General features: G+C 60.3%; 22 protein-coding genes. 3 read left to right on the top strand and 19 right to left on the bottom strand.

Annotated features, from left to right (window positions below; translation table 11 throughout):
• The 16 genes from tssK to tssA form a co-directional block, all read right to left on the bottom strand.
• A complete protein-coding gene (tssK, locus tag M5G18_RS17260) occupies positions 1 to 1,332 on the bottom strand; it encodes a type VI secretion system baseplate subunit TssK (RefSeq protein WP_011336586.1) in 1,332 nt (443 codons plus the stop codon).
• 2 nt (positions 1,333 to 1,334) lie between these two features.
• A complete protein-coding gene (gene tssJ / locus M5G18_RS17255; protein ID WP_011336587.1) occupies positions 1,335 to 1,835 on the bottom strand; it encodes a type VI secretion system lipoprotein TssJ in 501 nt (166 codons plus the stop codon).
• 5 nt (positions 1,836 to 1,840) lie between these two features.
• Positions 1,841 to 3,034 (bottom strand): type VI secretion system-associated FHA domain protein TagH, encoded by a 1,194-nt coding sequence (gene tagH / locus M5G18_RS17250; protein WP_273898205.1) that lies wholly within the window; start codon positions 3,032 to 3,034, stop codon positions 1,841 to 1,843.
• A gap of 18 nt (positions 3,035 to 3,052) precedes the next feature.
• Positions 3,053 to 3,193: a hypothetical protein gene (locus M5G18_RS17245; RefSeq protein WP_003229566.1), complete on the bottom strand. Its 141-nt coding sequence runs from the start codon at positions 3,191 to 3,193 to the stop codon at positions 3,053 to 3,055.
• Positions 3,194 to 3,286: 93 nt separating this feature from the next.
• Positions 3,287 to 4,813 carry a sigma-54 interaction domain-containing protein gene (locus tag M5G18_RS17240; RefSeq protein ID WP_273898204.1) on the bottom strand — a complete coding sequence of 509 codons (1,527 nt, stop codon included), beginning with the start codon at positions 4,811 to 4,813 and terminating at the stop codon, positions 3,287 to 3,289.
• Positions 4,814 to 4,823: 10 nt separating this feature from the next.
• A complete protein-coding gene (gene tssH, locus M5G18_RS17235; protein WP_273898203.1) occupies positions 4,824 to 7,481 on the bottom strand; it encodes a type VI secretion system ATPase TssH in 2,658 nt (885 codons plus the stop codon).
• Between the two features lie 11 nt (positions 7,482 to 7,492).
• Positions 7,493 to 8,500, bottom strand: coding sequence for a type VI secretion system baseplate subunit TssG (tssG, locus tag M5G18_RS17230; protein WP_007954381.1), 1,008 nt, complete (start codon positions 8,498 to 8,500; stop codon positions 7,493 to 7,495).
• Entirely contained in the window at positions 8,464 to 10,251 is a 1,788-nt protein-coding gene (gene tssF / locus M5G18_RS17225) for a type VI secretion system baseplate subunit TssF (RefSeq protein ID WP_007954380.1), read from the bottom strand. Before tssF ends, tssG begins: the two co-directional genes overlap by 37 nt.
• A 128-nt stretch (positions 10,252 to 10,379) precedes the next feature.
• Complete coding sequence (locus M5G18_RS17220; protein ID WP_273898202.1) at positions 10,380 to 10,805, bottom strand: hypothetical protein; 426 nt, start codon at positions 10,803 to 10,805, stop codon at positions 10,380 to 10,382.
• Between the two features lie 49 nt (positions 10,806 to 10,854).
• Entirely contained in the window at positions 10,855 to 11,268 is a 414-nt protein-coding gene (locus tag M5G18_RS17215; RefSeq protein WP_273898201.1) for a hypothetical protein, read from the bottom strand.
• Entirely contained in the window at positions 11,265 to 12,233 is a 969-nt protein-coding gene (locus tag M5G18_RS17210; RefSeq protein WP_273898200.1) for a DUF6402 family protein, read from the bottom strand. Before M5G18_RS17210 ends, M5G18_RS17215 begins: the two co-directional genes overlap by 4 nt.
• A gap of 57 nt (positions 12,234 to 12,290) precedes the next feature.
• On the bottom strand, positions 12,291 to 12,815 hold the full coding sequence (locus tag M5G18_RS17205; protein WP_085667339.1) for a PAAR domain-containing protein: 525 nt from the start codon (positions 12,813 to 12,815) through the stop codon (positions 12,291 to 12,293).
• An 11-nt stretch (positions 12,816 to 12,826) separates the two neighbouring features.
• Positions 12,827 to 13,234: a type VI secretion system baseplate subunit TssE gene (tssE, locus tag M5G18_RS17200; RefSeq protein ID WP_085708830.1), complete on the bottom strand. Its 408-nt coding sequence runs from the start codon at positions 13,232 to 13,234 to the stop codon at positions 12,827 to 12,829.
• Positions 13,235 to 13,243: 9 nt separating this feature from the next.
• Positions 13,244 to 14,719 carry a type VI secretion system contractile sheath large subunit gene (tssC, locus tag M5G18_RS17195; protein ID WP_085708829.1) on the bottom strand — a complete coding sequence of 492 codons (1,476 nt, stop codon included), beginning with the start codon at positions 14,717 to 14,719 and terminating at the stop codon, positions 13,244 to 13,246.
• A 28-nt stretch (positions 14,720 to 14,747) separates the two neighbouring features.
• Complete coding sequence (tssB, locus tag M5G18_RS17190; protein WP_003229587.1) at positions 14,748 to 15,251, bottom strand: type VI secretion system contractile sheath small subunit; 504 nt, start codon at positions 15,249 to 15,251, stop codon at positions 14,748 to 14,750.
• 32 nt (positions 15,252 to 15,283) lie between these two features.
• On the bottom strand, positions 15,284 to 16,846 hold the full coding sequence (gene tssA, locus M5G18_RS17185) for a type VI secretion system protein TssA (protein WP_273898199.1): 1,563 nt from the start codon (positions 16,844 to 16,846) through the stop codon (positions 15,284 to 15,286).
• Positions 16,847 to 17,538: 692 nt separating this feature from the next.
• On the opposite strand from tssA, the gene M5G18_RS17180 reads away from it, so the two are divergent.
• The 3 genes from M5G18_RS17180 to M5G18_RS17170 are packed head-to-tail and all read left to right on the top strand — an operon-like array spanning position 17,539 to position 19,698.
• Positions 17,539 to 18,171, top strand: coding sequence for a CDP-alcohol phosphatidyltransferase family protein (locus tag M5G18_RS17180; RefSeq protein ID WP_273898198.1), 633 nt, complete (start codon positions 17,539 to 17,541; stop codon positions 18,169 to 18,171).
• The gene (locus tag M5G18_RS17175) at positions 18,158 to 18,757 is read left to right on the top strand and encodes a lysophospholipid acyltransferase family protein (RefSeq protein WP_273898197.1); all 600 of its coding nucleotides are present in this window, start codon (positions 18,158 to 18,160) and stop codon (positions 18,755 to 18,757) included. Before M5G18_RS17180 ends, M5G18_RS17175 begins: the two co-directional genes overlap by 14 nt.
• Positions 18,754 to 19,698: a phosphatidate cytidylyltransferase gene (locus M5G18_RS17170; RefSeq protein ID WP_273898196.1), complete on the top strand. Its 945-nt coding sequence runs from the start codon at positions 18,754 to 18,756 to the stop codon at positions 19,696 to 19,698. Before M5G18_RS17175 ends, M5G18_RS17170 begins: the two co-directional genes overlap by 4 nt.
• A 99-nt stretch (positions 19,699 to 19,797) precedes the next feature.
• On the opposite strand, the gene M5G18_RS17165 is transcribed toward M5G18_RS17170, so the two are convergent.
• The 3 genes from M5G18_RS17165 to M5G18_RS17155 form a co-directional block, all read right to left on the bottom strand.
• A complete protein-coding gene (locus M5G18_RS17165) occupies positions 19,798 to 20,073 on the bottom strand; it encodes an HU family DNA-binding protein (protein WP_003213368.1) in 276 nt (91 codons plus the stop codon).
• 190 nt (positions 20,074 to 20,263) lie between these two features.
• On the bottom strand, positions 20,264 to 21,412 hold the full coding sequence (locus M5G18_RS17160; protein WP_273898195.1) for an NAD(P)/FAD-dependent oxidoreductase: 1,149 nt from the start codon (positions 21,410 to 21,412) through the stop codon (positions 20,264 to 20,266).
• 21 nt (positions 21,413 to 21,433) lie between these two features.
• Positions 21,434 to 21,601, bottom strand: coding sequence for a rubredoxin (locus M5G18_RS17155; RefSeq protein WP_007954349.1), 168 nt, complete (start codon positions 21,599 to 21,601; stop codon positions 21,434 to 21,436).
• Positions 21,602 to 21,605 lie beyond the last annotated feature (4 nt).

Here is a 21,605-nt window from a genome sequence, read left to right as displayed (position 1 = left end):
TCAGTTCCTGATGGCCCAGAATTTCAGTTCAAGCTCGGCGAATTCGCCGGACACGTGGAACGCGAAGCCGCCGGAGCGCTCGAGTTGTGCCAGGTCTTCGGAACTGAGTTCGAGGATGAAATAGGTTTTGTTCGAGTGGAACGCGATCTGCCGCGGGGCCACCGGCAACGGTTTGACCTTGATCCCCGGCAGGTGCAGGTTGACCAGTTGGCGGATGCGCTCCACCGGGCCGACCTTGAGGTGCGCAGGCAAGCGGTTGCGCAGTTCTTCGGAGTCGCAGTTGGCACTGGCTGCCAGCACGAACGACGCCGAGCCCAGCAGTTTGTGGTCGTGCAACGGCGACACGATGATCCCGTACTGACGCGCTTGCAGGATCAGTTCGATGGCGTGTTGCTCCAACACCATCGACAGCACCTGACGGATCGACTCCATCAGTTTACGGAAGCTCGCACCCTGGTCAGCGTGGGAGTAACGGCTGTCCAGACGCGGGCGTTTGCTGTCGCTGGAGAACGTCGCCAGATCACCAAGCATGGTCAGCAGCGTGCGGTACAACTCTTCCGGGTGAACCTGCTCCAGACCCAGATAGTGGCGCAGCAGCAGTTCGGTGCGGTTGATCAGTTGCAGCATCATGAAGTCGCCGATTTCCGCGCCGCCGACCTTGCCGTTCGAACGAATACGCTCGGCAATGGTGTCGCCCCGGTGACCGAGCATGCTGATCACTTCTTTCAGGCACGACAGCAGGTAGCTGGAGGCGTGGGCCTGAATGTAGGTCGGCACGAAATCCGGATCGAGGCTGATCACGCCGTCCGGCGTGGTATCGAGCACGTCGCAGATCTTCAGCTTCACGTAAGCCTGGTCACTCTGCTGCTCGCCGAGCAACAGCTTGAAGTCCGGGCGACCGCAACTGACCTGGCTGGCGGAATCATCACCGGCGTTGGAGTCGGCGACTTCGGCGTCATACGCGGTGTAACGCGCAAGTACGTCGGACTGCTCGGGGCGACGGGCCTCGATGTGGTTACCGGTGACCAGCGGCAGCGCCAGGTAGATCGGCATGTTGCCGGTATTCGGCGGCACGTCCAGCGCCAGCGGCTCGGTGTTGCCGCCGAGTTCGAACAGGCTGCCGTCCGGCAGGATCCCCGAGGCTTCACTGATCACCAGTTTGCCCATGTTGAGGAACTGCAAGTCGATCTCAAGGTTCAGGAAACCCCAGGTGTAGCCGCCCAGCAACTGGGTGCGGGTCTTCATCTGGTGATCGTAATAGCGGTCGTTGTGCTGGAAGTGCTGCGGACGCAGCAGCATGCCTTCCTGCCAGATGACTTTATGGGTATTCATGATCAGTCATCCGCCTTGGCGAGCACTTCGTTGGTCTTGCGGATACCGGCTTGATCCAGGGTCAGATCGGCTTCGGTGACTTCCAGCGGCGTGATCGGGAACGTGTGGCGCCACTTGGTTTCCGGCAGGTCGCGGTACGCGGCGAGGATGCCGATGAAGCGGCTGCCCTCCTCCACGCTGAGTTTCAGTTCCACGGTTTCACCCGGGCGCAGTTCGAGTTCTTCGCTGGCCACCAGATCCGGGTTGAGGGATTCCTTGGCGCGTTCGTAGAGACTGAAGAAATCAGCATTCTCGAAGGTCACCGGGTGCTTGAGTTCGAACAGGCGCACCACGATCGGCGACGGACGACCGTTGAGATCCGGGTTCAGCTGATCGCTACCGGTCAGCTTCAGGTTGATCTTGGTCACTTTCGAATACGGCGACAGCGACGAGCAACCGGCGAGCAGCACCAACAGGGTGAGCGCGGTCAGCGTCTTGAAAAAAGCGGTCGAGCGGCGAGACATGCGCATCATCCTTGGTGGTCGGTGTGGAGGGTGGAGATCAGGCGGATCTGTTCTTCGTAGGCCTGGGCGAAGTCGCGGGCCAGCAGGCGCTCGCTCCAGTCGTCGTCCTGACGCAGCGCATGGTGGTAACGGTTGAACGCTCTCCAGCGCCCGCCAGCGGTGGCGAGCAACGGCTTGTTGTCACGCTCGAAACGCAGGGTCAGTTGCTCCGGCGAGAAGTGCTCCAGAGTGCCGCGCACCGCCGCACGGCTGGCGGTCAGCAGCGCCACCTGATGCGCCTGCAAGTCGCGGAACGCGCGGGAGATCGCCTGCTCGGCCGGCAAGTGCCCCGGCTTGTTCGGCTGCAACAGGATGTCCAGCGCTTCGCTCGGGTCGACGGCGAATTTCAGCGGATTCTTGTTGGTGCCTTGCACGGTGGTCTGGGCCAGACGCAGCTCGTTTTTCAACTCGGAACGGGTGCGCAGGCTCTGTTGCAGACCGCCGATGCTCTGGCGCAGCAGACGCGCAGCGTTCAGCGCGAGGGCTTCACGCTCGTCGTGGCTGAGGTTCTTCACGTTCACGCCGAGGGCCGCGCCGAATTTGTCCCAGAAGGTTTCGCTCTGACGCTCGACCGCTTTCGGTGCCGGTGCTGGCTCAGGCGTGGGCTCGACGATCAGCTCCGGCACCATCAGGCTTTCCATGTCGATGCGCGCGTAGTCGGCGCGCTGACGGGAGTCTTCAGGATCGGTAACCGGCGCGAGCATCTCCTCGAATTCCGAGTACACGCGCTCTTGCTGCTCCAGCGACTTCAACGGATCGAGGTCGAGGAACGCGTCGTCCGGGATGATGGTGCCGGCGGCGCGTGGCTGGCCGACTTCACCGTCGAACGTCGCCGGGTCGCGCACCAGGCGCGCACGAATCTCGAAGTCGCCCAGCACGTAGGTGCTGCCGTGCTCGATGCGCACCGGTTCGCCCTTGTGCAGGCGTGCGCCGCTGTCGCCGTCCTGAACACCGTTGCTGCTGGTGTCGGTCAGGAAAAACGTGCCCTCGCGATAGCTGACAATCGCGTGGTGATTGGACAAGTGACGCTTGCGGTCAGGGATGATCCAGTCGCAGTCCTCGCCCCGCCCGATCACACCGCCGGCCTGTTTGAAGGTCCGCTGGCACAGCTCGGTGGGCACGAACTGCTTGGTGTTCAGCATTTCGAAAACCAATTCCATGTTTGATGCTCCTTGCGGTCACTTGCCGCGATTGACCGCCTGCGGATCACCCAACGGGCGGTAATCGTTATCGTTGAATTTGTAATTGCCGCTGCAACCGCCGAGGCCGCATAGAACGACGAGGGTCAGCAGGACAGCGTGCCAGTGACGAACAGACATCAGAGGGTCTCCAGGTGTAGACAAAGCACAAAGCGCCGACCCTCGCGGGCGGCGCTGAAATAGGTGTTCGAGGTGAATCCGACGGACTTTCGCCTACCCATCGAAATCACCCAGATTGATGTTCAAGCGACCGAGCCGGTACAGCAGCGTGCGTCGCGGCAAGCCCAGTTCGCGGGCAGCGAGCGTCTGGTTGCCGTCGTTCTTGCGCAGGCAATCGAGCAGCAGATTGCGTTCGACCGCTTCCAGTCGTTCGCGCAGATTGAGGCCGCAGTGGTCTTCCGGCGCCGGCGCCAATTCAAGGCGCAGCGAAAAATGTTCGGCCAGCAACTCGCCGCCCTCGCACAACAGCACCGCCCGCTCGACCAGGCCTTTGAGTTCACGCACGTTGCCGGGGAAGGTGTAACCGGACAGGTGTTCCAGCGCCGCGTCCGACCAGCGCACCGGATCGCGTTGCAGGAAGCTGCAGGCCTTGTCGGCGAAGTGTTTGGCCAGGTCGAGGATGTCGCCTTCGCGTTGACGCAGGGCCGGCAATTCGATCGGGAATTGCGCGAGGCGGTAGTAAAGGTCCTCACGGAATTTGCCTTCGCTGACCAGCACCGACAGATCGCGGTGCGTCGCGGCGATGATGCGCACGTCGATCTTGTGGGTGTCGTTGGAACCCAGCGGACGAATCTCGCCTTCCTGCAACACGCGCAGCAACTTGGCTTGCAGCGACAGCGGCATGTCGCCGATTTCATCGAGCAACAGAGTGCCGCCGTTGGCCGCGTCGAACAGCCCGGCGCGGTCACGGTCGGCGCCAGTGAACGCTCCTTTGCGGTAGCCGAACAGCTCGCTTTCCAGCAGGTTTTCCGGGAACGCCGCGCAGTTCTGCACGATGAACGCCTGGGACCGGCGCGGGCCGCAATCGTGGATCGCCCGCGCGACCACTTCCTTGCCGGTGCCGGTCTCGCCACGCAACAGCACGGTATACGGGCTGTGCAGGACTTTGCTGATCAGCGAATAGGTCTGGCGCATCGCCGCGCTCTTGCCGATCAGGCCGTAACCACTGGCACTCGGCAGGCTGCGCACGACCGGTGCGGCCGCATCCACTGGCTGGCGCAGGCGTTGCAGCAGATGCAGCTGACCAAGCACGAACGAGCCCAACTGACCGAGGGAATCGGCAAAGCCTTGCAGGTCGATATGACGACGGCTGGCGCACAGCAACAGGCCTTCGACGGCCTTCTGCTGATTGACCAGCGGCACGCACAACAACGACTGCCACGGCGTGGACGACGCCGGCAGAAAACTGGTTTCGTGCAGGCTGCCGCCCAGGTCATCGAAGCTCACCACGCGGTTCTGGCAGAGGGCGAACTGCAACAGTTGCTCGCCGTTGTAGTCCGCCGGCAGGCTCGCCGCGCTGCGCGGTTGCAGTACGCCATCGAGGCATTCGGCGTTCATCCCCAGCGACGTGTGCGTGGCGTCCAGCAAGTACAGCTGTGTCAGTTCGCAACCGCTCAGCCCGGCCAGACCGCGCACGAAGTCACCCAGCAGCGCAGCACCGTCCGCCGCCCGCGACAGGCTGGCGAACTGCGCCAGCAAGGCTTCGGCATAGAGCAGTGGCTGCGGCACTTGGGTGAACATCACACTCACCTCAGGCGAACTCGCAGGTCACGCTGGCTTCACCGTCGAGCGTCGCATGCACGCGCTTGAGGCTTTCACCGGTGGCCATGGCGTCGAGCAAGCGGTCGGCCACCAGCGGCAGCACGTGCTGATCGAGCAAGTGGTCGATCAGGCGCGCACCGCTTTCGCTCTGGGTGCAGCGCTCGGACAGGTGATCGACAAGGTTCTGGCACCAGCTGAAGTCCAGCTGACGACGGTTCAGGCGCTCGCCCAGACGACCGAGTTTGATCTCGATCAGCTCGCGCAGCACCGGGCCGCCGACCGGGTAGTACGGCACCACTTTCATCCGCGCCAGCAGCGCCGGTTTGAAGTGTTTGCTGAGCACCGGGCGAATGGTTTCTTCCAGCACTTCGGCGGTCGGACGCGCGCCGTCTTCGCAGAGGTCGCTGATCTTGTCGCTGCCCAGGTTCGAGGTCATCAGGATCAACGTGTTGCGGAAGTCGATCTCGCGCCCTTCGCCGTCGTTGGCCACGCCTTTGTCAAAGATTTGGTAGAACAGGTTGAGCACGTCCGGGTCGGCCTTCTCGACTTCATCGAGCAGCACCACCGAGTACGGCTTCTGGCGCACCGCTTCGGTGAGCATGCCGCCCTCGCCGTAACCGACGTAGCCTGGCGGTGCACCGATCAGGCGGGAAACGGTGTGTTTCTCCTGGAACTCGGACATGTTGATGGTGGTGATGAAACGGTCGCCGCCGTACAGCAGATCGGCGAGTGCCAGTGCGGTTTCGGTCTTGCCGACGCCGCTCGGGCCCACCAGCAGGAACACGCCGACCGGTGCGTCAGGCTTGTTCAGGCCGGCAGCGGTGGCGCGCATCGAGCGATCCAATGCGTGCACGGCTTGCTCCTGACCACGAATGCGGGTGCGCAGGTCGGTGGCGAAGCTGGCAACCTTGGCGTTGTGTTCGCGGGCCAGTTGCGCCAGCGGCACACCGGTCCAGGCGCTGATCACTTCGGCCACCAGACGCGGGCAGACTTCGAAGCTGACCAGACGCTCTTTGACCTGAGCGGCGGTCAGGGCGCTGTGGGTTTCGTTGAGTTGCGCTTCCAGCGCTTCGACGCTGAGGGCTTCGTCGACGTCGGCGGCGTGGGTTTCGATCACAGTGCCTTCGGCGTCTTCCTCAACGGTGACCACCGGCTCGACCGCAGCGGCTTCGCGGGCCTTGGCCAGTTGCTGACGCAGTTCCAGCAGACGCTCGGCCAGTTGTTTCTGCTCGGTCCACAGGGTTTCCAGTGCGACCATTTCCGCTTCGGCTTCGTCCAGACGCGCTTCCAGTGCCTCCAGCGCTTCGTGGTCGATCAGCAGACCGGCTTCGGCATCGCGGCGCAGGGCCTGACGCTGACGACCACCTTCAGCCAGTTCGCCACGCAGGCGCTCCAGGCTTTCCGGGGCAGCGGCGAGGCTGATGCGAACGCGGGCGCAGGCGGTGTCGAGCACATCGACAGCCTTGTCCGGCAGTTGCCGACCGGCCAGGTAACGGGCGGACAGTTCCGCTGCTGAAACCACCGCGTCATCGCGCAGGTAGATGCCGTGGCTCTTTTCGTAGACCTGCGCCAGGCCACGCAGGATGGTCACCGCTTCGCTCACGGTCGGTTCGTGCAGTTGAACCGGCTGGAAACGACGGGCCAGCGCCGGGTCTTTCTCGAAGTATTTCTTGTACTCGGCCCAGGTGGTCGCGGCGATGGTACGCAGTTCGCCACGAGCCAGCGCCGGCTTCAGCAGGTTGGCCGCGTCGGAACCGCCGGCATTGCCGCCCGCGCCGATCAGGGTGTGGGCTTCGTCGATGAACAGGATGATCGGCTTCGGCGAGGCTTTGACCTCGTCGATCACGCCTTTCAGACGACGTTCGAATTCACCTTTGACGCTGGCGCCGGCCTGCAACAGGCCCATGTCCAGCGACAGAAGCTCGACGCCCTTGAGTACCTGCGGCACTTCACCGGCAGCGATACGCGAGGCCAGGCCTTCGACGATGGCGGTTTTACCGACACCGGCTTCACCGACCACGATCGGGTTGTTCTTGCGGCGACGTGCGAGGATGTCGACCATCTGGCGGATCGCGCCATCGCGGCACAGCACCGGGTCGAGTTTGCCGTCGCGGGCCTGTTGGGTCAGGTTGTGGGTGAAGCGCTCCAGCAGCGATTCGCCCTGGGCGGCCGGTTTGCCGTTGGCCGCTGCCTGAGGCTGTTGCGACAGGGCAAATTCTTTCAGGCGATCGATGTTCAGTTTGGCGAGCAACGGCTGGTAGCGGCTGCCGGCGTAGCGCATCGGGTTGCGCAGCAGCGCGAGGATCAGCGCCGCGTCTTCGACCGAGGTCTGGCCCAGTTCAAGGTTGGCCACCAGCAGCGCGTCTTGCAGCCACTGCACCAGTTCCGGGGCGAACACCGGGTTGCGCGAAGCGCTGTGCTCGACCCGCGATTGCAGGGCGGCGCTCAGTTCGCCAGCGTCAACGTCGGCATCCTGCAGTGCGCGGGAGAGCAGACCGTTCGGGCGCTCCAGCAGGCCGAGCAGCAAGTCTTCGACCAGAATCTTGCTGCCGCCACGGGCCACGCAGCGCTCGGCCGAACGCTCCAGATCGCGACGGGTTTCGGCGTCCAGCGCCTGGATGAGTTGTTGCAGGTCTACGTTGATCATGGCTCACGTCCTTAATGAATTTTGCTGCCCAGGGTCACCACGCCGTCTGCTTTTTCGCAGCCCAGCCAACTGGTCCACCCCAGGCGACAGTCGTTCTTCTCGCCAATGCGCAGTTCGCGGATTTCTTCCGGGCGCAGCACCAGGCGAATGTCGTAATCGAGCGGGTCACGCAAGGTGAACCGCACCAGCGCGCAGAGCGGCTGGTAACCGAAACCGATGGGCAGGAATTCGTGGAATCGCTCCCAGTCGAGTTCGGTGATGTGAATGCGGAATTTGCCGCTGCGGTCGCGCACGTGTTCGCCCAGCACCAGGTCTTCACCCAGCACGCTGTTGGCGAAGCCGAGGCGGTTGCGCTGTTCTTCGAGGATCTCCACGCGGCGCTCGATGCACTGCTCGATGACCAGGTCTTCGTGCTTGAAGTAGTAACGCAGCACCGCTTCGATCAGCGCCGCCGAGTGCGCCCGCAAGCTGAGCAGGCCGAGGTACGGCAGCAGGCGTTTCCAGTTCAGTTCCTTGGCCTTGCGGATCTCGTCGCCGCCGAGGCCGATCAGGGCAAACAGCTGCGACGAGAACGGGTCGACCGCGCCGCTCTGGAAGCTCGCGCGATAGCGATACTTGCGCCAGATCGGCAGCATCAGCCGTTGCAGGCGATGGTGGAACAGGTCGAGAAAGTTGCGCGTCGGGTTGCCGTCTTCGCTGTCGCCCAGGGCTTGTTCGCCGTAGAACGCCGGCAGCGGCGAGCCGGAACCGACCAGGCCGATCAGGTTGAACCGCAGGCGCGCGCGCATCTGCCCGTGCTCTTCGAAAAACTCGACACGATCGACATCGCTGCGCGGAAATCCGAGGCTCGGGTTGGCCTGGAATTCCAGCTGGTCGTACAGGTCGTCTTCGCTCAGGTACGGGTGCGCATCGCGCAGCCGGTCGATCACCAGCAGCACGGCCTGAAACAGCGAGTACTCGCGTATTACCTTCGTCAGCCCGCTTAAAGCAGGGGCTGCAGGCCCATACGTGGTGTCCATTGGTACACCTCTCCCTGTGTGCTTTTTACCCGCAGCTCGTGGAATGAATTGAGACTGGCGTAAAGCGCAAAAAACTCGTTGAGAACCGAGGCAAAGACGAACAGGTCGCCCTCACCGATATACCCTTCCGGGTCGATGGTCAGTTCGGTGCGCAAACCGCGCACCGGCAGACCACGGTGCAACCGGTCCACGTGGTGATGCTTGATCAGTTTCAGACCGCCGAGCAGGCGCTTGCTGACCTTCTCCGCGTGCTGGTCGTAGTAGCGCGGCAGGTCGTAGGTTTCGAGAATCACCTTCAGTGCATTGACGTCGGCCAGCGACAGATAGTTAAGCGACATGTTGCTGATCAGCTTCCACAGGAAGTCACGGTTCAACGGCGGCGCGAAACTGGAAGTGGCCGGGGTGATGTTGCGGAAACTCAGGAACTCCGGGGTCTCTTCGCAGGCCATGCAGATCTGCCCGAGCTTGAGTTTGCGCGGCAGGTTCTGGTTGGTGCAGACCAGCTCGATCGACAGGGTTTCGTGAGCTTCGGTATGACGGATGCCGAAGCTCAGGTAGGTGTCGAGACCGTCGTGCAGCAGCGACGAACGCTGGCGGATGCTGTAATGCGGACGGCTGTTGGGCACGTCGAAACTCGGGTCGTGCTCGAAGGATTCGAACGGCACGTACTCCTGATAACCGAGGCCGCCGGGCTTCCAGCCGGTCACGGTTTCCACCGAGAACACGCCGCAGTTTTCCAGATCGAATTCCGCCGGCAGCAGCAGGTACTCGTCCTGCTTGCCATCGAGGCGAATCGGCAGTGCATCGTGCTTGAACAGGTTGACGATCGGCGTGCAGAACAGCTTCACGTTGTCCGTCGTCGGACGCATGCGCATGATGCCGCTCTTGCGGATATCGAAGCGCAATTCCAGGCCGCGCATCTGCTTGAGGGTGTCTTCCGGCAGCGCCTTGAGGATGTCCAGACCGTGGACATCGACGAACAGGAACTTGTCCTGGAAGGCGAAGTATTCCTGCAGGTAGCGATAGCCCCGGAAGGTGTTCAGCGGATACGGGATCAACGCTTCTTCTTCGGCAAAGCCCACTGGCTTGACCCGGTCGCCCGGAATCTTGAACGCCATCGGCTTGCCGCTCACGCCGTCGATCGGCTTGCCGGCGCCGTCGAGCGGGATCAGTTCGATGCCGTCGAGGTTGCGCAGCAGGCTCAGGTAGAGCATCTGGCTGATGTAACGCTCGCCGGCAAAGTGCAGGCGCAGCTTGCTCAGTTCCAGCTCGCCGAGGTGGCCGTCGGCGCTCATCTCCAGGCGCAGGCTGAGCAGCGAACCGTCGCCCTTCACCGAGTAGTTCAGCGCGGCCAGATCCAGCGCCATGACTTCGGTCGGGTAGCAGGTGCGGAAGCGGCAACGCACGTCTTCGATGGGCACGCTTTCAATCGGCGTATCACGCTCGACCTTCAGCGCCGGCCCCGAACGCTTGAGCGGATCGAACTGCAGAATGCTGAACGCCGGCAGCGGGCGCATGTAGTTCGGCCACAGCAGTTGCATCAGGGAATGGCTGAGCTCCGGCAACTCGTCATCGAGCTTCTGGCGCAGCCGCCCGGTCAGAAACGCAAAGCCTTCCAGCAACCGCTCCACATCCGGATCCCGCCCGGCCTGCCCCAGGAACGGCGCCAACGCCGGACTACGCTCGGCGAAACGGCGGCCCAGTTGGCGCAGTGCGGTGAGTTCGCTTTGGTAGTAGTGGTTAAAGGACACGGGTTACCTGCCTGATAGTGGAACTCATCAAAAAAATATCCTGTAGAGCGCGACCGTCAGGCCTGACACGAGGTAGCCCACAAACAGCCATAGGGCCGAAAGTAGCGCCCGACGGCGACCTGAACTGATCATGCGGCGACCTCTTGAGTAGCACTCACAGGCAATGCCTGCCGCATCAACGCGCGCTTTTCCAGGCGCAGCTCAATGACCTGCGTGGCCAGAATCGCCAGCAACGTCACCCCGCCCTGAGCCACGGTGTAGAACAGCGCCCGCAACGGGTTGTCGGGCACCATCATGAATAGAATCCAAGCGACCATCAGCGCGAGCAGGCCGAGTTTTGCCCATAGGTTCGGGAACACAGCAGCCAGTGCGTTCACCGCGAAAAAAATATAAATGAACATGTAATGTGCGATGCCGATGCCCACACCACGGGTGGTGAAACCGCCGTTGAATGCTTTGTAGGCAACGACCACTGCGTCGTTCAGGAAAGCGTACGCAACACATCCAGCGGCATGGAAAGCCAGGTTCATGGCAACGCGGGCGTAGATGTTCATGCCGGCTTCACATTCCCGTACCAAATACCTGCACCATGAATTGCGACCTTCAATTTTCCAAAACCTTGTAAGGGGTATTGCTAATAAAGAAATCCATCCAGTGCTTTCGTGGATTGGACAATGCCAGCGTGAACTGCTTACTTTTCTTGCTGAGCGCAATGAAGATAACGCCCACCGTTTCTTCATCCTCATCCGCACTCATATCCAACGAAACATCTGAAAACAGAGGAGTACGATAAACACGGCCAGGGTCATTTAAGTCTGTGAAACGCAAATAAACTGAATCTCTCGGAGTTAAAATTGAACCCGCAGGAACAGACTCTATAAGGTACTGTCCGGACGGACTTTTTTTAGAGACATCAGACGCACGACTCAAAACACCATTTACAATGAAAGCAACAGCAATTACCAAACTAGCAAAAAGCGCTACAAAGCTTATAAAAGTCTTACGCCATGAATTCATTTGGAAAGGACCTCAATAGGCGCGACTGATACAGTTTCGTACAAGATGTCCGAATAAACGCGAAAGTCTCCGCCTTTTTTATTTTTATCCCGATAATCACGAAAGTCGCTATTTTGAACAAGCATGTAATGTTTGCCTTCCAGTTCTCTATAACGACGTATGGCTTCTTCTTTTTGCTGAGGGGATTGCTGCCCCGTTACCTGCTTGTACGTTGACTCGGCCACCACAGAATTCATTTCAGCAGCCAGCTTTGCGTTTGTTTTAAAACCGACGGCGGGATCAGTAATCAATTTATCAAAGTTCCAGTAGCCTAGAACCTGACTAAAAAGAGCAATTCCATCATTAAAGTCGTAAGCATCTTCAATATAAAAACCAATTTTTGATGGCGTAAAAACAATGCTCTTGCCTGTAACGACCACTGAGCCTTCGGCGATGACACGCAAATTAAAGTTAGCGAGTGCTGCTCGAAGCTCGTTTACGTCATCAGCACCGGTCTGCTCGAACTCGACAACTTTATTATTGGAGTAACCAAATTTTTCAGCAGCACTGGCCACTCCATTGAAAGCCAGTGGATAACAACCAGGAGCACTATTGGAAAAAGCCTTGCGCAATCTCTGCTTTATCAGATCGGTCCCAAGGGGACTATTCCAATTTGCCTTGAGTTGTTTGAATGCGGTATTTGCACGCTCAAACCCAAGGACCCAGCTCATTTTTACTATGGACTCTTCGATGTACTCTGCCGGTGCAAAAGCTTCATGCCTTTTAACAGCATCATCCATCCCACCACTTTCGTTTGGCCACGGTTTGCCATTGAACCAATGGGCCATCAGATCCGCTGCAACAGGCCAGTTGAGTTTTCTCATCGTGTTCGGAATATCAGTAATCTTGAACTGACGTGCAGTAGCAGTCTGGCCGGACTTGTTACTCGCCGGAGTCATTGTCGTTGCTACTGTCGTTGCAGCCATCTTCACATCCCTCTGATATCACTTCACGCAAAATTCGCCAGTTTTAAAGTTGAACAACTAAGCGAGAACAACCCTACTCTGTGGCTCTATGATCAGCTCAACCGCTTCTGCAGTAGTGGAAAACACTTTTTGAGTTTTCCCGTCGGCACCTGTCACACCGTTTATGATTTTCCCCGAAGCTGTTTTAAGTGTGTATTCCACCCCAGCTAGCGGCTTGCCTGTCTCTTCGCAATTAATCACGAAGTGCTCGTTAAATGGCCATTTGAGTTCAACCGGCAACGGCGGCACAAACGGCGCCGGCGAATGAGAATTGCCGATAATCACCGTCCCGGAACCGGCGGTGACTTTGTTGCCGTGTGAGCCCACGGAATCAACGGTGACAGCAGACTTGCCATTGATTTTCACCGTCGTGGCCAAACCGCCGACCATCGCACCACCACACGCGGAGGCATCGCCTTCGCGGGCGGCCGCGAGGCCGTCGAAGAACACGTCGCCGGAACCGGCGGCAATCGGGTTGGTGCCGTGGCCGGGGAGCGGGCAAGCGGTGGGGTCGGATACACGTGCTGCGGGTTTGCCAGACATCGGGGTTCTCCTTAGGTGACCTTCACTTGACCGCTGCCATCCAGGCGCGCGGCGAAACTGACCTGACGCTTGAAACCCTCGACTTCCAGCAGGCCTTCGATGCTGAAGGCCAGGCGAAGCTGGTCGTGGTCACGCGGCAGGGAAATGACACGCACGTTGCTCAGGCGCGGCTCGTAGGCTTCGATGAAGCTTTCGATGGCCAGGCGGGCCTGACTCAGGGAGTCGTGCAGGCTCAGGCGCATGTCATTGAGATCGGGCAACCCGTAGTCGGACAGCGTTTGCACGCTGCCGGCCCGGGTGCTGAGCATTTTGGCCAGATGGGCAGCCACCGATGCCATGGCAGAGGCCTCGAGGCTCCTGCCCTTGCGTAGTTCCGCGTCGCCGTTGAGGCGTTCGAAAAGGCTGCCGTATCCGTCCATGAGTCGCTCTTACTCTTTGTCCAGCTTGCCAACCAGCGACAGGGTGAAATCGGCACCCATGTACTTGAAGTGCGGACGCACGTTCAGGCTGACGCGGTACCAGCCCGGCTCGCCTTCAACGTCGCTGACGATCACTTGCGCAGCGCGCAGCGGACGACGGCCACGTACTTCGGCGCTCGGGTTTTCCTGGTCGGCCACGTACTGACGGATCCACTTGTTCAGTTCCAGCTCGAGGTCGGTACGCTCTTTCCACGAACCGAGTTGCTCGCGCTGCAGCACTTTCAGGTAGTGAGCCAGGCGGTTGACGATCATCATGTACGGCAGTTGGGTGCCGAGCTTGTAGTTCAGCTCTGCAGCCTTGCCTTCTGCGCTGATGCCGAAGAACTTCGGCTTCTGCACCGAGCTGGCGGAGAAGAACGCCGCGTTGTCGGAGCCTTTACGCATGGTCAGGGAGATGAAGCCTTCCTCGGCCAGTTCGTATTCACGACGGTCGGAAACCAGAACTTCGGTAGGAATCTTGGTTTCGATTTCGCCCATGCTTTCGAAGTGGTGCAGAGGCAGGTCTTCAACGGCGCCGCCGCTCTGTGGACCGATGATGTTCGGGCACCAGCGGAATTTGGCGAAGCTGTCGGTCAGCTTCGTGCCGAACGCGTAAGCGGTGTTGCCCCACAGGTAGTGCTCGTGGCTGTTGGCAACGTTTTCCTTGTACACGAACGATTTGACCGGGTTCTCTTCCGGATCGTACGGGTTACGCAGCAGGAAACGCGGAACGGTCAGGCCAACGTAGCGGGAGTCTTCCGAGGTACGGAAGCTCTGCCATTTGGTGAATTGCGGGCCTTCGAAGTGATCTTTCAGATCCTTCAGGTCCGGCAGACCGGTGAAGCTTTCCAGACCGAAGAATTTCGGGCCGGCAGCGGCGATGAACGGCGCGTGGGACATGCAGGATACGCTGGCCACGTACTGCATCAGCTTCACGTCCGGCGAGCTTGGGGACAGGTAGTAGTTGGCGATGATCGCGCCAACCGGCTGACCACCGAACTGGCCGTATTCAGCGGTGTAGATGTGCTTGTACAGGCCCGACTGCATCACTTCCGGCGAATCTTCGAAGTCGTCCAGCAGGTCGTCCTTGGAGACGTTGAGGATTTCGATCTTGATGTTTTCGCGGAAGTTGGTGCGGTCGACCAGCAGTTGCAGGCCACGCCACGACGATTCCAGCGCCTGGAAGTCCGGGTGGTGCAGGATTTCGTCCATCTGACGGCTGAGCTTGGCATCGATCTCGGCGATCATGCGGTCAACCATGGCTTTCTTGACCGGCTCACCGTTGTTCTGCGGCTTGAGCAGCTCTTCGATGAACGCCGACACACCGCGCTTGGCGATGTCGTAGGCTTCGTCGTCCGGCGTCAGGCGGGTTTCGGCGATGATGCTGTCGAGGATGCTGTACTCGCCGTTTTCTGCGGCGTTCTGTTGTGCTGCGCTAGTGCTCATTGTGTTGGCTTCCTTGGCTGCTGGAGTCTCAAGCGTCCGGGGCTGCGGCGTTCAGGCCCAGCTCACCGAGTACGCGACCGCGGGATTCGTCGTCGGCGAGCACGCCTTCGATGGCTTTACGGAACGCAGGTGCGTTACCCAGCGGGCCTTTGAGGGCCACCAGCGCGTCGCGCAGTTCCATCAGTTTTTTCAGCTCAGGCACTTGCTCGACCAGGCTGGCCGGGTTGAAGTCCTTCATGGAGTTGACGCGCAGTTGCACAGCCAGCTCGTCGGCCTCGCCATCTTCCTGCAGACGGTTCGGCACGCTCAGCGTCAGACCCAGCTCTTGCTTGGCAAGCACTTCGTCGAAGGTCATCTTGTCGATGCTGATCGGCTTGCGATCCTCGATCTTGCGATCGTCCTTGCGGTGGGTGTAGTCACCGATTGCCAGCAGCTTCAGCGGCAGTTCAATCTCTTCCTGAGCACCGCCGGTGGCGGGTTTGAAGGTGACGTTGATGCGTTCCTTGGGGGCTACCGAGCCTTCTTTGGCCATGGCTTTTCTCCTTGCGGTTGTGGCCCTGGGGCCTATTCGAGTACCACTTCGAGATCGAGGTGGCACAGCCTGCGATAAATCTCTTCCTTGCGTTCACGTACGGCATGGTTCTGCGGTAACAACTCGCAGCAACTGTGCAGCAGGTGCAGCACTTCCAATGCAAGATCGGGCTCCCAGGCGTGCAGGCCTGAGTCCTGTAATGTCTGATCGAGGGTTTCGAGCTGGTTCTTGGCGAGTTCGTATTTCTTCGCCAGGAAGCACAGCCGCGCGAGGGCGAACTGCCAGAAGAAGCGCTCGCGCCCGCCGTGCGCCGATTGCAGGCCCTGTTTGAGGATCTGCACGGCAGGCTTGAGGCCTTCCTTGCGCAGGATCGGCTGGACTTCTTCCAGCGCCTTTTCCCAGGCTGGCTGGGTTTCGACGTTCTCGCTTTCCACCTTGCGCGGCGCGCTGGCGCTTTGCAGGTGCGGCATGACGTTGCCGGCGATCCACGCCCGGGTGGACGGATCGGCAAACGGCGCGCCGTCATGGAAACGCAGCTCGATGATGCCGGGCAGGCGCTGAATCAAAAGCGCGAAGTGGATTTCCACTTCGCGCATGGCCAGCTCGGCGTTGAGGTTCTGGAGACATTCCCAGACCATCCTCTGGCCATCGAACCAGAACGGCGCCTTCGCCAGGCTCGCCTCCAGTTCCACCAGCAGGTCGGCGTATTTGCCCTGATCGAAACGGTCCTGATACTGCTTGAGCTTGTCGACCGGCAACCCGCGCAGCACGGTGATCTGCTCGGCGTTGCGCTCAGGCACCGCGTCGATGGTCATCCACAGCAAGGTGCGGTTGAGGCGCAGCGCGCGCAGGTCGGTGGCTTTCTGCTTGAGCCACCAGGCGCACAACGGACGGGCGCTTTCCTGCTGGGCGCGCAGGGCCTTGTGGGCTTCTTTCTCGTTGTCGATGGGTGCGCCCGGCGCCAGCAACTGGCTGGCAGCCTGCTTGACCTGAGCCACCGCCGCGCCCACCACGCCGGGAGCCGGCTGGTTGTCGGCGGCGCGCTGGATCATGGTTTTCAGGCGACGGGAAAGCGGCAGCAACAGCGGCGCATCATCGCCCAGGTGCTCGGTGCAGGCGGCGTCGAGACCGGACAGGTGCTCGGACAGTTGCCGGAACATCGGCAGCTGTTCCTTGATCGCGATGTTCTCGGTGATCACCTGCTCAAGACGCGGCACCAGCCAGCCAATGGCGGCGGCCCGGGTACGGGGTTTGAGCGGGTGAACCTCGGCCCAGTTGTTTTCCGACAAGTGGTGCAGCAAACCGAGGCCGGCGAGCAGGCCGGGGAAGGATTCACGCTGGTACAGCGACCACGTCAGCCAGGCGCCGACACGCAAATCCTTGGATTGGGTACGCAGAAGATTTTCGCTGTTTTCGCGAATTTTCAGCCAGTCAATCTGCCCGCTTTCGTGCATCGACGAGGCTTTGGCCAGCTCGCTTTCCAGGGCCTCGAATTCGCTCGAGAAACGAACGTCTTCGCCCGCAAAATTCTCTTTGGAAACAGAGACTTTAGCGAGTTCGAGGTAATGGGCGGAAAGTTTGCTTGAGTAGGACATCCATGGCCTTTGTTTGGATTACGGTCGTGCGCCTATTGGAATTGCAGCGGCGCCGGGACAGTATCGAAGAGCAGTGAGAAGACTCATCCAATTGAGTGTGTGCTCTTTCAAGTGGGCGCATCGTAATCACTATGATGGCCACTAGCAAGCATCTGATTAAACAACAAGACGAACTGTTCATTGGGCGCTGTAGGAGATCGCCCTATATGTGTCAGGGGTTTCCCTGATATCGGCTTATATCAACCGAGCCTTTCAAACCCCGGCGTAACCTGCGTCCCAGAGCGGCTGCCTGAAACCCGCCGACACCTCCTTGAACGCGCGTTCCAAAACACGGACGAAAGCATGACAACACTACAAAGAAAATAAAGTAGGAATCTTCCGAAAACGGACGTGCATCTTTAAACAAATCCCGGAGGACAACAGCCAACAATAAAAGTGCCATCAATTTGATGGCATTGCACACTTTCGATACTTCAAAAGACTTCTTTGCCGGCACGATTGCAGGACTTCAAGCAAGTCAGCGTCAATTCATCAATCCGTCGCCCTGCTTAAGCACACACTTTCGATGTGGATTGTTCTGACAAATGTCATGAACTGTTCTTACATCAATATATTTCATGCTGCGAACGTGCCTTTATATGGCCAGCCTCAGTCATCAATTGACGGCTTACCACTGATACGGACATTGGCAAATGGATGAAAACAGACGGCCCATCAAGACCCGCTCCGCGGGCTGGGCGAGACGCTTCACGGATGAACTGGTCAAGCGGGACATCTCCCCCAACCAGATCTCCGTCATCAGCATGCTCTTCGCGCTGTTTGGCGCGGTGACCCTCAACATCGACAACGGCGTGGCCGGTTCGATCTGCTGCATCGTCGGCATTCAGTTGCGGTTGCTGTGCAATCTGTTCGACGGGATGGTGGCAATCGAAGGCGGCAAGCAATCGGCCGTTGGCAGTCTGTACAACGAGTTTCCGGATCGGGTTGCCGACAGCCTGCTGATCGTCGGGCTGGGTTTTGCCATCGGCCAGTCCGACCTCGGCTGGTTTGCAGCGCTGGCCGCTGCGCTGACGGCGTATGTCCGGGTGTTCGGCGGCGCTCTAGGGCTCACCCAGAGTTTCATGGGGCCGATGGCCAAGCAGCACCGAATGGCGGTGATGACCGTGGCGCTGCTGTTGAACGTGTTCGAAACCAGTTACTACGCGACCCACTACGCTTTGCTGATCGCGCTGGTGATCATCGCCCTTGGCTCCGTCGCCACCTGCGTGACGCGCACCTTGGCCATCGCCAGACAACTGAAGGGGAATGCTCATGTGGATCAGTAATGCGCTGATTTCGGTGCTGCGCTTCTTGATCGGCGTGACCGCCCGCTGGGAAAGCCCGCCGGACCTCACGCGCCAGCGCATCTACTACGCCAACCACACCAGCCACATGGACACCCTGGCAATCATCGCCGCACTGCCGCCGGAAGCCCGATTGAACGTGAAACCGGTGGCGGCCGCCGACTACTGGGGCAAGAACCGCTTTCTGTCGTACATCTCGCAGAAAGGCCTGAACGCGGTGCTGATCGAGCGCAATCCGGCACCGGGCACCAATGTGCTGGAGCCGATCTTCGATGTGGTGCGGGCCGGCCACTCGATCATCATTTTCCCCGAAGGCACTCGCTCCACGCAGGCGCTGCCGGGGGAATTCAAATCCGGAATCTTTCGCCTGGCCGAGACCTTTCCCGACGTCGATCTGGTGCCGATCTACCTGGAAAACCTGCATCGCTCGATGCCAAAAGGCAAACATGTGCCGCTGCCGATCATCTGCACGATCCGCATCGGCGATCCGCTGCAAAGGATAGAAGGCGAGGAAAAACAGGCGTTTCTGGAACGGGCGCGTGACGCCATCGTGAGGTTGTCGAAATGAGTCTGGAAACCAAGTTCCTGTGGTTCTTCGCGGCCATCGCCGGGCTGCTGGCAGTGGCTTCGCTGATTGGCGGCGTACTGGCCAGACGCGCGAAGAGCGAAAGCTCGATCGCGACCATCGAAAACCTCAACCAGCGCGTGAAAGCGTGGTGGGGGATGGTCATTATTTTCTTCGTGTCCTGGCTGCTCGGCCCCAACGCGACCGTGGTGTTGTTCGGTTTCATTTCGCTGTTTGCGCTGCGCGAGTTCATCACCCTGACGCCCACCGCGCGCGGTGACCACAACGCGCTGTTTTCAGCGTTTTTCATTCTGATCCCGCTGCAATACCTGCTGATCGGCACCCATTGGTACTCGATGTTCACGCTGCTGGTGCCGGTGTATGCGTTCCTGCTGCTGCCGGCGATTGCCGTGCTGAGCCAGGACACCGAGGGCTTTCTGGAGCGCACGGCGAAGATTCAGTGGGGCGTGATGATCTGCATCTACTGCATCAGCCACGCACCGGCGCTGTTGTTGCTCGACCTGCGGGGGTTCCAGGGCCAGAACGCCCTGCTGCTGTTCTACCTGGTGTTCGTGGTGCAGATGAGTGACGTGCTGCAGTACGTGTTCGGCAAGCTCTTCGGCAAACGCAAGGTTGCGCCGCTGGTGAGCCCGTCGAAAACCGTGGAAGGGCTGGTCGGCGGCGGGCTGTCCGCCACGCTGATCGGTGGCTGCATGTTCTGGATGACACCGTTCAGCTTCTGGCAGTCGCTGCTGATGTCGCTGGTCATCGTGGTGATGGGTTTCCTCGGCGGTCTGGTCATGTCCGCGATCAAACGCAGCCTGAGCGCCAAGGACTGGGGCACGATGATCAAGGGCCACGGCGGGATGCTCGACCGGATGGACTCGATCTGTTTCGCCGCGCCGATCTTCTTTCACCTGACCCGGTACTTCTTCTCGGCTTGATCCGGACGAAATCATCGGGCACAAAAAATGGGCATCCGACCGCAATCGGTATGCCCATTTTTTATACAGCGCGCCCGGCTGACCGGGCACTCGCCGCAATTATGGATTAACGCTGTCTTTCAACGATTTGCCTGGCTTGAACGCAACGGTGTTGCTGGCCTTGATCTTCACCGGTTCCCCGGTTTGCGGGTTTTTGCCGGTGCGGGCACCGCGGTGGCGTTGCAGGAAGGTGCCGAAGCCCACCAGCGTGACGCTGTCCTTGCGGTGCAGGGCGCCGGTGATTTCTTCGAGAACGGCGTTGAGAACGCGGTTGGCCTGCTCTTTGGTCAGATCCGCTTTTTCAGCGATTGCAGCGGCGAGTTCTGGTTTACGCATTAGTGAAGCCCCTTTGACGGTTTTTTGTTGTTATGTCCGTGCTGTTCTCGTTGGAACAGCGCCCAAGGCGCCGCAGGCTCTACTCTGCGGCAGACGGGAGTGAGGATGGCACGCGGTTAAGGGCGGCGCCAGTCTCCCCGCGACCTTTGTGGGGGCAAAAGCGGGGTGATTCCGACAGAACGACCGGTATTTACGCCAGCAAGGCTGGAAGCTGTTTGTTCAACGCGAGTTTTTCCATCACCGCCGCGCCGGTCAGGGCGTAACCGAGCAATTGCCCTTCTGCATCGTGACACAGCACCTTGACGTCGGCGCCCTGCCCTTCGACCGTCCAGACACCCTCGCGGCCCCGTGGCGGCGGGGAAACCACCAACGGGCAGACCGGGGTTTTCACGGTGATTGGCATCGGTCCGTAGTTCACCACGGTCGGGTTGTCGGCCAGGGTCTGTGCCAGCGCTCGCGCACAACTCATGAGGGGCATGACGTACAGAAGATTCAGCCCGTCGACCTCGGCGCAGTCGCCCAGGGCGTAAATATTGGCGTGAGAGGTTTGCAGATGGCGGTCGACCACCACACCGCGATTGGTCTGGATGCCGGCCGCCGCTGCCAGATCGATCCGTGGGCGCAGGCCGATGGCCGAGACCACCACATCGCACGGGACAACCTGGCCGTCGGACAGGTGTGCTTCCAGCCCATCCGCGACTTTTTGCAGGCGGGTCAGCACCGGGCCGAGATGGAAGCGCGCGCCGAGGCTTTCCAGCCCGGCCTGCACCGCTGCCGCAGCGGCCGGATGCAGCAGGGTCGGCATCACCTGTTCGCACGGTGCAACCAGTTGTACCTCGTAGCCGCCCAGAATCAGGTCATTGGCGAACTCGCAGCCGATCAGCCCGGCGCCGAGCAGCAACACTCGACGCTTGCCGGCCGCGGCGGCGCGAAAGCGCGCGTAGTCTTCGAGATCATTGATCGGGAACACCAGATCCCCGCCATCGCCTTCGATCGGCACGCGCACGGTTTCGGCACCCCAGGCGAGGATCAGGTCGCGATAGCTCACCGCTTCCTCACCGATCCAAAGACGTTTGTGGCCCGGATCGATGCCGCTGATGCGGGTGTGGGTGCGGATTTCGGCCTTCAACTGCTCAGCCATGGCGCCCGGCTCGGCCATGCTCAGGCCGTCGGCGTCCTTGTTCTTGCCGAAGCCGGTGGACAGCATCGGCTTGGAGTAGGAGCGACCGTCATCGGCGGTAATCAGCAGCAGCGGGGTTTCGCCATCGAGTTTGCGAAACTCGCGGGCCAGGTTGTAACCCGCCAGCCCGGTGCCAACGATTACGACAGGTGCGCTCATGCCCTACTCCTCAGTGTTTTCTCAGTTGATTTCGATCATTTCGAAGTCCATCTTGCCGACGCCGCAGTCCGGGCACAGCCAGTCTTCCGGCACGTCCTGCCACAGGGTGCCCGGCGCAATGCCGTCATCCGGCCAGCCGTCGGCTTCGTTGTAGATCAGGCCGCAGACCACACATTGCCACTTTTTCATTCAG

Origin of the sequence: Pseudomonas aphyarum (assembly GCF_028657055.1) — a bacterium.
GTDB lineage: Bacteria > Pseudomonadota > Gammaproteobacteria > Pseudomonadales > Pseudomonadaceae > Aquipseudomonas > Aquipseudomonas aphyarum.
The sequence above is the reverse complement of the archived record's forward strand: the minus strand, read 5'-3'. Positions and strand labels throughout refer to the sequence as shown.